We start from the raw sequence: 14,219 nt of genomic DNA, 5'->3' as shown, positions 1-14,219 counted from the left end.
ATTCTAAAAAGACTAATACCTAGTTACGGTAATTATTTCGCGTAGGAGATTCAATATTTCTTTTTACACATCGAGTATCTAATTTAGTCTCTTGATATGATAATTTAATAGTATTACTGACAAATTAAATCCAGCTAGGGAAATTAATTTATTTACTTTTTTTACTTTTGGATTTAAGTCATACTTTAATATCCATCTATAATTGTTTAATTCTTTTAAAATTTCTATTCGTTTTTTACCAGTAAAATTGTGGGAAATCCCAAGTAGAATAGAGTATTCGTAGGCCATATATGCAAGAACATATTTTTGAAGCGGCGTCTCTTGAGTTTTAAATTGTTCTATTATTACTTGTGTTATGTTAAAGAGAGAATTAAATCTAGATTCATTAAAGCCTGAAGATAAAGACTTCCCATTCTGTCTGCGATAGCAATAAAAAAATTCGTTTACCGCTAAAAAATCATCGCATTTATCTATTAGTTCAATAAACCATGCCATATCTTCCCCCGCAGTTCCTAAAATAAAACTGATGTTATGATTAACTATGAAATCTTTTTTGATGATTTTTGACCAACAACTCATTGGGAAAGTTCCACTGGTTATTAAACCTTCTATTTTTTCATATTTGGTTCTACCTGCTAATGCTTGTTGATTAAAAAGTAGCTCGTTTTTAAAAATATGATCCTTCTGGAAATACTTCGTATAATTAAATGTGATAAAGTCAACTTTACAGTTTGAACTGAAGATTTCCATCAATTTACTAACGACATTTTCATTTATCCAATAATCATCACTATCCATGTACATGATATATTCGCCCGTCGTAAATCGCAGTCCATAGTTTCTTGCATGTGAAACCCCATTGTTATTTTCAATTTCAACTACTTTTACTCTACTATCATCGGCAGTCAGTCGCGAACAAATATCGATTGATTTATCGGTCGAAGCATTATTAACTAAGATAACCTCAATATTTTCATAAGTCTGAGAAATTATTGAGGAAACGCTTTGCTCTACATATTCCTCAACGTTATAAACAGGAACAATTATACTTACTTTTGGCGATATACCTTTCATCTTGAAATATATTAGTTTTTTAATTTTGAATAATGTATTTAATCTAAACGTTCTTCAATAGCTAAAGTCGTTTTCCAATCTAGTATTTCGATATTTTTGGCAATGGGAGCAACAGCATACATTGTGTCCATAGGACGATAGGGTATTCCACCCCAATTAACATTGCATTTTTTATTGTAGAATATCTCTATCATCTTAGCAAGATCTTTAACTTTAGTCCCCTTTCCAGTACCTAAATGAAATTCTTCTCCATTTTTTAGTGATTCGAACTTTGAGATTTTTTCGTAAATTAGGATCAAAAAAGACACAACATCTTCAATATGTATAAAATCCAAGATTTGCTCTCCCTTTGTCATATTTACAGGTTCAACAGAGTCGATTGAATCCTTAATAAAATCTATTAATTTCTTGGCTGTACCTTTCCCACCATAAACTGTGTAAGGAATTAATGTTATGTATTTGAAACCAACTAAATTTGAATAATAATCAACAAAGCATCTAAAAGCCGATTTTGTCGCTGTATATAAGTAAGCATCGTTAATCTTTTGTGGGCCTAAGCGGTACTCAGCAAAAGAACCAAAATTAACAAAGATTCGAATGTTTTTACAATTTTTTAATGAATCGAGCAGCTTCACGCCAAACTCAATATTTGCTGATATTAAAGAAGATATAATATCCGTGTCGTTTCTACTAGTAGAAAGGGTAGCCAAATGGTAAACTATTTCTGGATCAAATTCAGCTATTTTATCTATTTCCTCTGTTGAAATATGATTACACTGAGGAGAAGGATATAGTTTAGATGCTTTTTCTACTGTTAAGTTTACTGTTAAAATTTTAATTTCTGCATTTAAGGAAATCAATTTTGGAATAAAGTTCTGACCAACATAACCAGTTGCTCCAGTGATTAGAATTCTCATTCAGTTTCTTTTTTATATTTGTAATTACCAAAATCAGGTAAATTTTTATCTTTTTCTGAGATAATTGGATTTTCTATATTCCAGTTATATCCAAAACTTTTATAATATATACCAACATCATCTTTTCCTGAGTGATTTTGAGTTGACATGTATAATACTATCGATTCGTCTTGTAATACTTTATAACCGTGAGCACATCCAATTGGAATATATAATGCTTGAGGTATACTTTCAGATAATTCAATCTCAAAAACTTTCCCATATGTTGATGATCCTTCTCTAATATCTAGTATTACATCTAACACTTTTCCTTTAATAACTGATACTATTTTTTCGCAGGCCAATGCACCAACTTGTAAATGCATTGCTCTAATCACATTTATTTTAGATTTTGTAAACCAAACTTCTTTGATTTCAACATTTATTTCTTGAGGTGCATTTTGAGCAAATTGAAAAGAATTGAATGGCTTAAACAATTGACCTCTTAAATCGTTAAAAGGACTTAATTCAATTATAAAAAGACCGTCTATTAATGTTTTAGAAAACTTCATAATGAAAAATATTTTTTTATTTGATCAACACATAACTCATAGGTATGCTGTGTTTTGTATTTTTTATACCAATCAATGGTCATTTCAATAGTTTGATCTAGATTCATTCTAGGCTCCCACCCCAATTTAAACTTTGCCTTACTGATATCTAGCATTAATAATGTTGCCTCATGAAGCGATTCAGCTGAAGAAACATCTTTTATTTCTCCTGAACCAAAATTCTCTACTGCCTTCGTGGCCACAGACCACACAGTATCTATTGATTCTGAATGAGGACCAAAGTTCCAACCTTCACAATACTGCGTAGGGCTTTCCCACATTTTTTGAGCAAGCATTAAGTATCCACATAACGGTTCTAAAACATGTTGCCAAGGTCTTATCGCATTAGGATTTCTAATCTCTATTGTTTTATTTGATTCCAAAGCTTTTATACAATCTGGAATGATTCGATCTTGAATCCAATCGCCCCCTCCTATTACGTTTCCAGCTCTAACACTTGCAATAGATTTGCCATGATTGTCATATTTGTCTGGGTTCATAAATGAGCGTCTCCAAGAAGAAATTGCTATTTCTGCCGATCCCTTAGATGAAGAATATGGATCATACCCACCCATTGCTTCATTTTCTCTATACCCCCAAAACTGCTCTTTATTTTCGTAACATTTATCAGTGGTAACCATTACTGCAACTCGAGAAAATGTGCATTTCCTAAATGCCTCCATCACATTAATCGAGCCCATTACATTAGTTTCGTATGTCTCGATGGGATTATCATAAGAATAACGTACTAATGCTTGAGCAGCGAGATGTAATACAATATCAGGTTTATATTCATCAAAAACTTTTTGTAATTCCGTACGATTACATATATCACCTCTAACATCAATGATTTTTTTACTTATTTCAGAAAGGACAAAATTATCATTTTGAGTATATGGATCTAATGAATAACCAATTACAGTGGCTCCTAATTCTTTAAGTAAAATAGAAAGCCAAGAACCTTTGAATCCTGTGTGACCTGTTATCAAGACACGTTTGTCTTTGTAAAATTGTTGTAATTTATCCATCTTTAATTCTAAATTTTAATTACCATGATTTCCAAGGAGCCTCAGCTTTATCCCACAAATCGTTCAGTTCTACATTATCTCTAAGTGTGTCCATTGGCTTCCAAAAGCCACTATGTTTAAAAGCTGCCATTTGGTTGTCGGCAATAATCCTCTGCATTGGCTCTCTTTCAAACATTTCCTGATCTCCATGTAAATATTTAAAAATTTCAGGATTACAAACGAAGAATCCCGCATTAATCCAAGATCCACTCTCCTCTGGTTTTTCAATAAATGCATCTACTACATTTTCTTCTGAGATTTTTAAAACACCTAATCGCCCACTTGGTTGATAGGCTGTCAAAGACAGTACTTTTCCACTTTTGTTATGTGCGTCTACAGTTTTCTCAATGTTAATATTACTGACACCGTCACCATAAGTTAATAGAAATTGTTCATCACCTACGTACTCCTGTATTCTTTTTATTCTGCCTCCTGTCATTGTATTTAATCCAGTGTCTACAATTGTGACTTTCCAATCTTCAGACTTATTATTATGTATACTAACAGTATTATTTGACAAATCAACTGTTAAGTCCGAATTATGTTGGAAATAGTTTACAAAATACTCCTTAATCACATATTGCTTATAACCTCCACATATAATGAATTCTTTTACCCCATACTTTTCATAAATCTTCATAATATGCCATAAGATAGGTTTTCCTCCTATTTCGACCATCGGTTTGGGAATAAGATTAGTGGCTTCACTAAGTCGTGTTCCGAACCCTCCCGCAAGTATTACTGCTTTCATAAAAGTTGATTTAATTTTTTTAATTAATTAAAAAATATAAAATTTAATATTTTTTTTGATACTTTGTCTACAGCCAATTTATCTCTAATACCCAAAGCATTTTGTCCTATTCGCTCTCGCTCTGTAGGTAAATGAATTAACTCATCTATTTTTGATGCAAGCGCCAAAATGTTTTCTTCAAGAACGATAAAACCACTTTCCCCATGATCAATCATATCTCTTGGTCCAGCTATGAAGTCAAAAGCTATACAACAGCAACCGGCACCCATAGCTTCGGCGAGCGCATTTGGAAAACCTTCACTTCTAGAAGGAATTACAAAGATTCCTGCGGATGCGTATACTTTATCAACATTTTGGACTTTTCCTAAAAAAGTAATGCGGTCTAAAACGCCGAGTTTTGTTGCCAACTCTTTTAATTCTTGTGCGTTTTCATCACCTCCAGCAATATGCAATTCCCACGTTTTATTTTTCATGAAGCTAAGACTTTCAATGAGTAGATCAAAACCTTTTAAATGGTCTCCCAATCTGCCAACTGCTAGAATAATATCCTTTCTTTCTATTTCTGGATGCAAAGTTATGGGACGGAGAATATTAGGAATCACTTTTATTTTAGACTTTTTAAAATACTTTTTTTGGTAAGATGCTGCTATGTAGGTTTGAGCAATGACTCCTGTGGGAGGTTTTAACCAGAAAGCGATGCGATTTATTGTTTTTAAAGGTTGTCTCCATACAAATAGAGGACTAGAACGTTCTGAAATATAGAAAGGAATATTTATTCCAATCAATGAAAAAGCGGTTAAAGCCGCATAAAACTTATTAAAAGCAAGTACTTTATTAGGTTTTTCTGTTTTTACAATGTTGCGAACCCATTGAATCGTTTTTAAAAAAGAAAGAGAATTGGTATTAAAGCCGTCTGGCTCTATCAGTTTTATGTCCTTGTTTAAAGTGAAGAAATGCTTTTTTTTAAATAATGATATAAAGACAATTTGTACTTCTTTATCATTGAGACTATTAGCTGTATTTACTGAAGCTCTTTCCATACCACCCATTGATAAACAAGGCGCAATAATTAGTAATTTTTGCCTCATTATATAAACTCTGCTATAATTTGATCGGCGTAAGCTTCGTCTACAACATCTGCAACATTTCTACCTCCTTTTGCCTCACTGGTATACTTACCTTGGATTTTCACCTTTGTTTTAGCTCCTTTTAAAAACCATTCATATTCGATATCCAGATTACCAATATCCAATGCTTGAAAACCTTCTAAGGCTAGTTCATAAGCTAGTGGCTTAGCTGTCGGACCCATGGCAACTAGCACTAAATTATCTTTTGATTGTTTTTTAGCAAAATTTAATAAATTATCAAATTGATCAAAAGCATTGTGAGCAGGCCCCAAAATTCTTTTAACCGAATTAGCGTTTTTAAACAAGTCATTTCCAACCCCCAAACGGCTTTTTTCTCCTTCTATCAACAAAATGTCTTTATCATTCCAAATGGATTGCACTTTTTTAAACCAATCCCCACTATGGGAAGTATCTTCATAATCCATATAAAGACGTGTCATGGAAGCGTTATAATATATTTTATCTTTTTTTAAAATTTTTCTTACTCCTGGATACGTCCAAGAAATAATGGCACGCCAGGTAATTTTTGAGCTTTTTTTTAAATTACCTAAAGAATGATACCCAATAGGTAAACCAATAAGAATATTTTTGTTTTCAGATTTTAAAATTTTAATGAAATATTTTCTTAATCGATCATCTTGTCTTTGGAATGGTAGTGATCGTTTCTCTGAAATATACAGGAGTTCACCATCTCCAAATCTACATATAGAAGCTTTATCCTTTAATATCTTATCAATCGTTTCAGGAATCGATTTGACTTTTGGAAGCGGATATATCTTAATTACTAACGGATAAATTTCACTTAAAAAGTGTTTAAATACTTTTCTAGGGTATTTAAAAAAACTGCCGTATTGTAAATTCATATTTATTTCAGTCTTTAATGTATTCTTCTAAAATCCATTCTACTTGATTGAATTTCCCTTCATGCCAATTAAGGTCTTTATCCCAATAACTTGAACAATTCCAATAAGACTCATGATCAAAACCATCATTAATTTCTATGTTTAATGGATTTTTATTAGGATTAAAAACAAAAACATAGGCCATAATATTCATGCTCATTATTAAAACATTTTTAATTGGTTTTTTCCTCGATCCATCGTTCATGCCACATTTGAAAAATTAATAACCTCCAAATAATTGCTACATATCTTAGCTCACCAGTCTTAAACTGTTTAACTAAATGTTCTACATAATTGGGATTAAAAAACTCTCCTTTAGCTATCGAAGTGACATTCAAATAATGATCAATTAAATAAGATAAATCTTATTTTAACCATTTATAAATTGGCAAGTCAAAACCTACTTTTGGTCTATCCATGATTTTCTTAGGAACATACTTGTATACAATTTCACGAATTGGTCTTTTACTTTCAACACCATTATGTTTGAAGTGATAGGGGAGTGAAGCAGCAAATTCCATCAAATTATGATCTAATAATGGTTCTCTTCCTTCCAATGAAAACCTCATTGCTCCTCTGTCTATTTTTACAAGCAATAAATTGGCTAGAGTATCTTCTACTCCTAGGATGTATAAATCATCTAATGGGTCTATTAGTTCTTTTGTGGTATGCTGATGATGCTGAATTTTAAATGGTTGACTAAATAAATTGCTCATAAGGTCTTTCGGAAAACCTCCTTGTTGTGAGTGCATTTCATAGATCCTGTTTCTATTTTCAGTTAATAGCATATTTGAGACTCCTTCTATTTTTTTCTCTAAATGGTTATGACGTCCTTTAAACATTGGTGCAAGAGTTTTTGCTGACTCACCGATAAATTGTTTAAATGGAATTTGGTTTATTTTTTTTACGAGATTAGGTGCACTTTTAAAACCACCATATCCTCCAAATAGCTCATCCCCTCCCTCAGCAGATAAGGCTACCGTTACTTCTTTTCTTGCCAATTTACTCACCAGCATTGTGGGAATGCAAGATATATCAGCAATAGGGTCATCATATAAGTAAGCTAATTCAGGAATTAAATCCTTTGCATCTTTTTGCTTACAATCATAACTTGTATGGTCTGTTCCTAAATGAGCAGCTATTTTAGCTGCATCTTTTGATTCATCGACACCATCAGAAAATCCAATCGTAAATGTTTTTAATTTTTCAGTTCGGTCTTTTTGAAGAAGAGCAGTAACTAATGTACTGTCGAAACCACCACTTAAGAATACACCAACTGGAACATCTGAAATCATTCTTAATTCACAAGCTTCCTGAGCCAATCTTTCAGTTTCGTTAACTGCCTCGTCAAATGTGCCCTTAAATCTTTCTTTTTCAAATAAGTCACCATAATTCCAATAGGGATAAACCTTTAAAGAATTAGTACTGCAATTATAAACTGTCCAAGAGCCTATTGCTCCTTTTTTTACGTTTTGCAGCATTGTACTATTATTTGTACTGTAACCATAATTTATAAATGTAGCTAAGCTAGTAGGATCTACTTTAGCAGAAAAGGTTTTTGTACTAAACAAAACTTTTAGTTCTGATCCAAAAATAAATTGGTTTTCATCTTGATACCAATACAGGGGTTTTACACCCAGGCGATCTCGGCAAAGAGATAAGAGTTCTTTTTGCGAATCAAAAATCCCGAAAGAGAACATACCAACAAACTTTTTGACGCAATCCATTCCCCAAGCATGGAAACTTTTCAACACTACTTCTGTATCGGAAGACGAGTTAAATGAATATCCTAATGTTTCTAATTCCTTTTGTATATTTTTATAATTATATATTTCACCGTTTAAAACTATTGACAAGTTTTTAAAATACATTGGCTGTTTCCCTAAATCCGATAAATCCAATATAGAGAGCCTTGTATGACCAAGACCAATATTTCCATTTTCTGTCTTTTTAAAAAACATTCCATTGCCATCAGGACCACGATGAGCCAATATTTTATTATATTTTTCCAATTGACTTTGATCCAATTGCTGCGTTCTATCAAAAAAACCGCTAATTCCGCACATGTCTTGATTCTATTAATTTCCCTAAATCATCGGAGCTTAAGAACTCTACGTTAGGATATGTTTCTATTATTTTTTTAAGCAACTTTTGCAATTGATTCAAGCTATCCTCTCTGTTGCTTTTGTCTAAGCCTCCAACAAAATTAATTCTATGCATACTTATAATTGCAGGAGTATGAAATTGAAAGGCAAGCTTTACCTTATTAAAAGCTTGGTTTACCCAATCAAAATCATTTGAGTATGCAGGTTCAAAGAACACGTTTCTTACTAAGTAATGCAATCCTGAATCTTTACTTATCTGACCTGTATAGTGGTATTTATTAATGTAAGCATCTTTAATGGGCTCTTGTTGGTAGAAAGTAGTTTGAATATGTTTTATTCCTGATTTTTTAAATTCATTTTCTAAACTGCTGTTCCATACATATCTTGGAGCAATTATAGTAGAAGATTGAAAACCAAATGCTTTTTCAAAGAGTTGCATTCCTTCTTGTATACTAGTGGCTATAAATTCTTTTTGTTTTGTATTTTCATATTCAAAAGCTGCCATTAAATTCTTTCTATGTTCTTCTTTACTTGGTGCATCTATACCGTAACAACCTAATTTAAATGCTTTTAAATAATTGTAGTTTTTATTTTGCAGTGCTTCCAACCAAAACTGTGCATTGATGTGCTCTCGACCATGGAACTGAGGTTGTAAAAACCCTTGGCTGACTAAGCTTTTAAGTTTATCAAAAACTAAAGTATGACCGTCTCTTTTTTCATAAGTTACAGAAAAGGGCTCATATCTATACTCTTTAAAGTTACTCTTTTCTATTTTTGAGTAATCAGGATTACCTGTAATAAAATTAGTGGTGATTCTTACTTTTTTATTGAACTCGTTTTTAAACGAAATTAATAAATTCTCCAACGCTTCCAAATCTTCTAATCGTTCTAAAGTATCGAATTTCGCATGTGGATTAGTACTCATATCAATACCAACAGCTGCTAAACTTTCTCTTGTTTTATTATCAGGGATGCGTTCACTTCCCCAATCGTCTGATTCGATAATTACAATTTTTCTATTTGTTTTTAAACCTTGAATTAAAGACTGTAAAAACTTCGTTTTTCCTAGAATACTCATATCTATAGTTTAGACAATTCTTTTGCTGAAATAAACTCTACATCACCCCATTTAGTTGTTATTTGTGTCAAAAGTTTATCTAATGCAGTTAAACCTTTATTTCTATTAGCTGTATCAATTCCTCCTACAAAACTAGCTCTATGATTTGAGATAAAGGCCGGTTGTTTCGCTATAAATGCTTGTTCAATATCCCACATGCAGCGCGCCACACCATTATCGTTTTGCGACATATTGGTTTCAAATACGGTATTACGCACTAATACTTTTAGACCAGATTTCTTTTTTCTACCTAAATAATTGTATTGGTAACGCTCTCCACCGCCTACTAAAGGAAATTTAAAAAAACGCCCTACATCCAGCCAATCAATTCCTTCATTGAATAAAGTGGCTTCAATAGCAGGGTTATAAAAGATAGCAGGTGGCGTAAATATTTTTGATCTATAGCCATATAGGTTTTTAAAAATCGTTAAACCACTTGAAATAATCTCTTTGTGTGATTCTAAATCTTTCTTATCTCGAACATCGAAGGCAGCGCCGACACCTCTTCCCCTTTTTGGGTTATTGAGATACCCAGCACCCAAAAAGAAAAATTCGTTTTCAAAAGCTTTTCGAGCAAAAGAATTTTCATCTTGTAATTCTTGCATCCACCAATTGAGTTGTAAATGCTCTCTGCCGTGTGACTGAGGTACAAATATATTTTGATGAATACCTTGTTTAACCATCTCTAATACTTTGTCAGAATCTGGATACCTTTGGTAGGTTTGTTCTATACTTTCGTGATAGTAGTTTTGGAAATTATCTTCTTGAATACTTTTAAAGTCCGGATTCGCTACGTTGGTTACAGCTGTAATTGTTGGATGATTACCTTTATGGTCTTTGTGTTTCAAAAGTACCTCAAACAGCTTTTCCATATCAGTGTTAGTCTCTAAGGTATCAAATTGATTAAAACGATTGTTGATTTTTAAACCTTTTGCTACTAGTTGCTTTTGATCTTTGGCAGAACGTATCCGTAATGAACCCCAATCATCAGACAAAATAAGAATTAGTTTCTTGTCGGTTTGATAGCCAAGTTTAGCAGTTAATTTTTTTATAAGTTGTTTCATGTTACATTATAAATTTAAAATAACAATTCCATAAGCGACCAATCTAAATCATATCCAAATGGGACTAGAATACTAGGTGAAAAGAGAATAGTATTAATGGTAGGTGCTGCCACCCTAAACGTAATTAGTACGGATAAACTAATAGTTGCCATACTAAATAAACCAAGCAACGAGTCTAGTCTCTTGTGCAAGTATTTAGAAAATAATACAATCGATAAAATGCTCGCAAGAATAAAATAAACTGTCATAAACCTACCCCCTGATGGAACTAAGCCAACTACGTTAGAAAAAGAAAAAAAGAGTAGCGTAAAACATAACAAATTGAGTTCTTCCTTGGGAAGCTTTCTCTTTAAAGAAATGATAAATAATACGAGTATGTTTAGAAGTAACAAATACTTACTTAGAATTGAAGACAAAGTAATAAACCAAACTGAAGCTGCCTTCCGTTCTGAAACATTAGCGGCATATTCATCTCCTGCATATGTTCTGGTCTTCTCTTCAAAAGCTGGGCCAAGCAACTCTGCATAAGATCTTACAGCTGCTAAATCAATTTCTGAAATAGCTAAAGTCACAAAAGCTAGTATCAAATAGCTCCATTTGCGATTACCCAACACCATCCATAAGACCAAAACCGCATTGGCGGTTAAAAAAGAAAAGTGTATGGTACAAGCCGCAAGGCAAAGCAGAAAAAATCTTTTGTCTTTATTTAAAAGAATATGCAAAACTCCGTAAATGAATACCCACGCTGCCGTCCACATCCTGAAGCCATTTATACTAAAAATTGGCAGTATGGAAATAAATAAGATAGTAAACAAGAGCGACATTTTATTTACATTAAAATAAAATTTCTCACTAACTAATCTTATGGATTTTAGCCAAAACCAACCAAAAATCAATGCAAAGATCGCAAACAGTATATGATGAGAGTCTGTAAATCTAGATACTATAAAAGTAATTAGGGGTTCTACAAAATCTAAACTTGTAGTATATAGTTCAAACAATTGATCTGTGAATGAAGAAAACGGTTCATCATAAGCCACCTTAAGCTTTTCAGCATATCGCTGCCCATCCATTTCTTCTGAAATTACAAACGTAAACCCAAATAGTACGCAAAACCCTAGAATAACAGCATCTGCATTAAATCTATTATAATTTTTAATCGCCACTATCAGGCCTAATACAGGCCATATAATGCTAATGAAGATGGATTTTCTTTTGGCGCTTTTGATTTGTTTCATTCAGTCAAATCTAAAAACTTTTGTACAACATTTTCAATATTATACTGCTGTAAGTCATTTAACATAAATTGATTTGCATAATCACCAGATAGAAACTCGTCAATCAAATCAGTTTCGGGATTGAAGGGATTAATATTTAAAATAGGTCTTTTAGCTAGACTATAGTCAATTAATTTACTTGGTGAAGCTGTTGTAGACACATTATCCAGATTAACCAAAAAATCCATTACACTAAGCTTGATAAGAAGTTCGCTTCGAGGAATACCATTATGTAAAATCAACCTACCACTAGATCTATCGGCCAAATCCTTTAAACTATTCGCTTGTTTGGAAAACACGTGAAATTCAAAATTCAAATCTAATGTCAATAAATATTCAATGAAATTGAGTGGATTTCGAATTCCCTTAAGAGAGATTGAACCAGCGTAGGCAAATTTGATTTTGCTAGGATTTTTTATGTACTCCCCCAGTTCTATTCCCTTAAAACTAAAACCTTGTGGAACTACCTTAAGCTTATTTTGGTATTTTTTGTTATATGCTTCTATGGCTCCGTGTGTAGGGACTGTAACATAATTTGCGTATTTCAAAAAGCTATTTTCTAAAGCTTTAAAATAAAAGGGAGGAGCTATGCTCTCCAATTTATTTCCAACAAAAGGATCACCACAGTCTGCTATCCAAGTTTTTGCAATTGGTTTTTTTGACTGGATTTTGGCTACTGCCCAATGATTTTCGTGCGGGACTGCAATACTCAATACTAGATCATATTTTTTATTTATCCTTTTGAGGTACTTAGGCAACTTAAAGTAAATTTCAATATTAGGGTATTCAAACAGTAAAAATAACAAACGCCCAAATTTACGATTCCAATCTCCTAGGATTTTGGATTTTACAAAAGGCTGCCAATTTAAAGGCCCGAAAAACTCCAATTTAATATTGTTCTCATCCGCAAAGGCCATACCTTTTTGTGTTTTACTATTATGTGGTAAAAGCAAGGTTACTTTATGACCCTTACAAGCCATTTCCCTAGCCAGTTCAGTAGTTCTAAAAGAACGTGGGGAATTTATAGGGAAAAAAGAACGGGATATAATAAGGATTTTTTTACTTTTCAATTTAAGAATGTCTTCAAGTTCTTTACTAATTTCGATTGGTTAATATCATTTTGCAGAAGATAACGATTATGATTAATTTCGATATTTGTTAAGCCTAACAAATCGTTATGAGAGTTTAAATCTTCAGTAATTTCATAAATATGGCATCCTAAAGCTTTAAGATATAGGTATGCAGAATTTTCTTTATTCAAAAAAACTTTAGCTCCTAGATAAACAGCACTTATAATATTTCCAACGGCTTGTTGTCGATAATGATTCATAATTACAACGTTACAAGTTTGCATCAATTTTGTGTAATCACTAAGAGGCATAAAATCTAATATAGGATAAAAGTTATCTTTTAAGAGATTTTGCCCTTTAGAAACAAGTTGTTTACTTAGTATGGGGTCACCATAGCTTAATGGAACTATCAATTTCTTATCTTCTAAGTCGAATGTTTTTAAATGTTCGAATACTTCTAAATGATTATTGGAGTATGAGCTGGAGTTTCCAATTAAAATATTATTACCTAATTTAACTTTCGAATCTACTTGATCCATAAAATATTCAAATGGATAATACCCAAATTTCAAGTAGTTAATGGGTTTAATCAAAATTTCATTTTTAAAAAAAACTTCTATTTCTTCTTTATATAAAATAGCAATGTTTTCAATTTTTTGTATCGCTTGTTTATTTAAAAGTTGAACCTCTTCTTTTGACTTAGATTTGCCATATCTAAAACTATTAAATTTCATTTTTAAAAAATCCTTTAAACTAAATTTAGAATTTTTTTCAAATAAATTTTTTGTTTTCTCACCAAGAATATTCTTTGCATATAAGTAACGATTGCCATAAATCTCGGCCCCCCAAATCACATATAATATCTTAATATTTTTATTTTTGAGAATAAATTCCGCCCAGACATCATTCATGCCATGGATAATAACCCAATCGGCATTTTTAGCAATTCTTTTATAAAAATCAAGAACTTGAGAGTTCTTTACTATTTCTTGAGTAATATATTTTTGATGAACATAACGAGTTTTAGGATTTGCGGGAGATTTTAGTAGATAAAGTCTATTTTGACTTGGAAATGCCAATTCGAAGGTTGACATAGCTCCATTTATAAATTTTTCATCTGTAGTAAAATGTTTAATCCTCATTTTTGAATTTAAATAT

The 14,219-nt window shown here is 32.1% G+C and carries 14 protein-coding genes; all 14 read right to left on the bottom strand.

The window, feature by feature from the left end; translation table 11 throughout:
- Positions 1–78: 78 nt before the first annotated feature.
- The 14 genes from LB449_RS01335 to LB449_RS01270 all read right to left on the bottom strand — a co-directional run bounded on the left by LB449_RS01335 (position 79) and on the right by LB449_RS01270 (position 14,203).
- Complete coding sequence (locus LB449_RS01335) at positions 79–1,074, bottom strand: glycosyltransferase family 2 protein (RefSeq protein WP_224453274.1); 996 nt, start codon at positions 1,072–1,074, stop codon at positions 79–81.
- Between the two features lie 38 nt (positions 1,075–1,112).
- Complete coding sequence (locus tag LB449_RS01330; RefSeq protein ID WP_224453273.1) at positions 1,113–1,991, bottom strand: NAD-dependent epimerase/dehydratase family protein; 879 nt, start codon at positions 1,989–1,991, stop codon at positions 1,113–1,115.
- Positions 1,988–2,542 (bottom strand): dTDP-4-dehydrorhamnose 3,5-epimerase family protein, encoded by a 555-nt coding sequence (locus tag LB449_RS01325; protein ID WP_224453272.1) that lies wholly within the window; start codon positions 2,540–2,542, stop codon positions 1,988–1,990. The genes LB449_RS01330 and LB449_RS01325 overlap by 4 nt, the downstream gene beginning before the upstream one ends.
- Positions 2,539–3,609: a CDP-glucose 4,6-dehydratase gene (rfbG, locus tag LB449_RS01320; protein WP_224453271.1), complete on the bottom strand. Its 1,071-nt coding sequence runs from the start codon at positions 3,607–3,609 to the stop codon at positions 2,539–2,541. Before rfbG ends, LB449_RS01325 begins: the two co-directional genes overlap by 4 nt.
- A 19-nt stretch (positions 3,610–3,628) precedes the next feature.
- Positions 3,629–4,399 (bottom strand): glucose-1-phosphate cytidylyltransferase, encoded by a 771-nt coding sequence (rfbF, locus tag LB449_RS01315; RefSeq protein ID WP_224453270.1) that lies wholly within the window; start codon positions 4,397–4,399, stop codon positions 3,629–3,631.
- 23 nt (positions 4,400–4,422) lie between these two features.
- Positions 4,423–5,487 carry a glycosyltransferase gene (locus LB449_RS01310; RefSeq protein ID WP_224453269.1) on the bottom strand — a complete coding sequence of 355 codons (1,065 nt, stop codon included), beginning with the start codon at positions 5,485–5,487 and terminating at the stop codon, positions 4,423–4,425.
- Complete coding sequence (locus LB449_RS01305; protein ID WP_224453268.1) at positions 5,487–6,389, bottom strand: GT-D fold domain-containing glycosyltransferase; 903 nt, start codon at positions 6,387–6,389, stop codon at positions 5,487–5,489. The genes LB449_RS01310 and LB449_RS01305 overlap by 1 nt, the downstream gene beginning before the upstream one ends.
- Before the next feature lie 7 nt (positions 6,390–6,396).
- On the bottom strand, positions 6,397–6,588 hold the full coding sequence (locus LB449_RS01300) for a hypothetical protein (protein WP_224453267.1): 192 nt from the start codon (positions 6,586–6,588) through the stop codon (positions 6,397–6,399).
- A gap of 205 nt (positions 6,589–6,793) precedes the next feature.
- The gene (gene asnB / locus LB449_RS01295) at positions 6,794–8,494 is read right to left on the bottom strand and encodes an asparagine synthase (glutamine-hydrolyzing) (protein WP_224453266.1); all 1,701 of its coding nucleotides are present in this window, start codon (positions 8,492–8,494) and stop codon (positions 6,794–6,796) included.
- Positions 8,481–9,611 (bottom strand): hypothetical protein, encoded by a 1,131-nt coding sequence (locus LB449_RS01290; RefSeq protein WP_224453265.1) that lies wholly within the window; start codon positions 9,609–9,611, stop codon positions 8,481–8,483. The genes asnB and LB449_RS01290 overlap by 14 nt, the downstream gene beginning before the upstream one ends.
- 2 nt (positions 9,612–9,613) lie before the next feature.
- Positions 9,614–10,714, bottom strand: a complete 1,101-nt coding sequence (locus LB449_RS01285; protein ID WP_224453264.1) for a hypothetical protein — start codon at positions 10,712–10,714, stop codon at positions 9,614–9,616.
- 14 nt (positions 10,715–10,728) lie between these two features.
- On the bottom strand, positions 10,729–11,952 hold the full coding sequence (locus LB449_RS01280; protein ID WP_224453263.1) for an EpsG family protein: 1,224 nt from the start codon (positions 11,950–11,952) through the stop codon (positions 10,729–10,731).
- Entirely contained in the window at positions 11,949–13,061 is a 1,113-nt protein-coding gene (locus LB449_RS01275) for a glycosyltransferase family protein (RefSeq protein ID WP_224453262.1), read from the bottom strand. The genes LB449_RS01280 and LB449_RS01275 overlap by 4 nt, the downstream gene beginning before the upstream one ends.
- Complete coding sequence (locus tag LB449_RS01270) at positions 13,058–14,203, bottom strand: TDP-N-acetylfucosamine:lipid II N-acetylfucosaminyltransferase (protein WP_224453261.1); 1,146 nt, start codon at positions 14,201–14,203, stop codon at positions 13,058–13,060. Before LB449_RS01270 ends, LB449_RS01275 begins: the two co-directional genes overlap by 4 nt.
- Positions 14,204–14,219 lie beyond the last annotated feature (16 nt).

Source organism: Psychroflexus lacisalsi, from assembly GCF_020164495.1.
Classification (GTDB): domain Bacteria; phylum Bacteroidota; class Bacteroidia; order Flavobacteriales; family Flavobacteriaceae; genus Psychroflexus; species Psychroflexus lacisalsi.
Note: the sequence above shows the minus strand (reverse complement) of the source record. Positions and strands in the feature narration are given on the sequence as shown.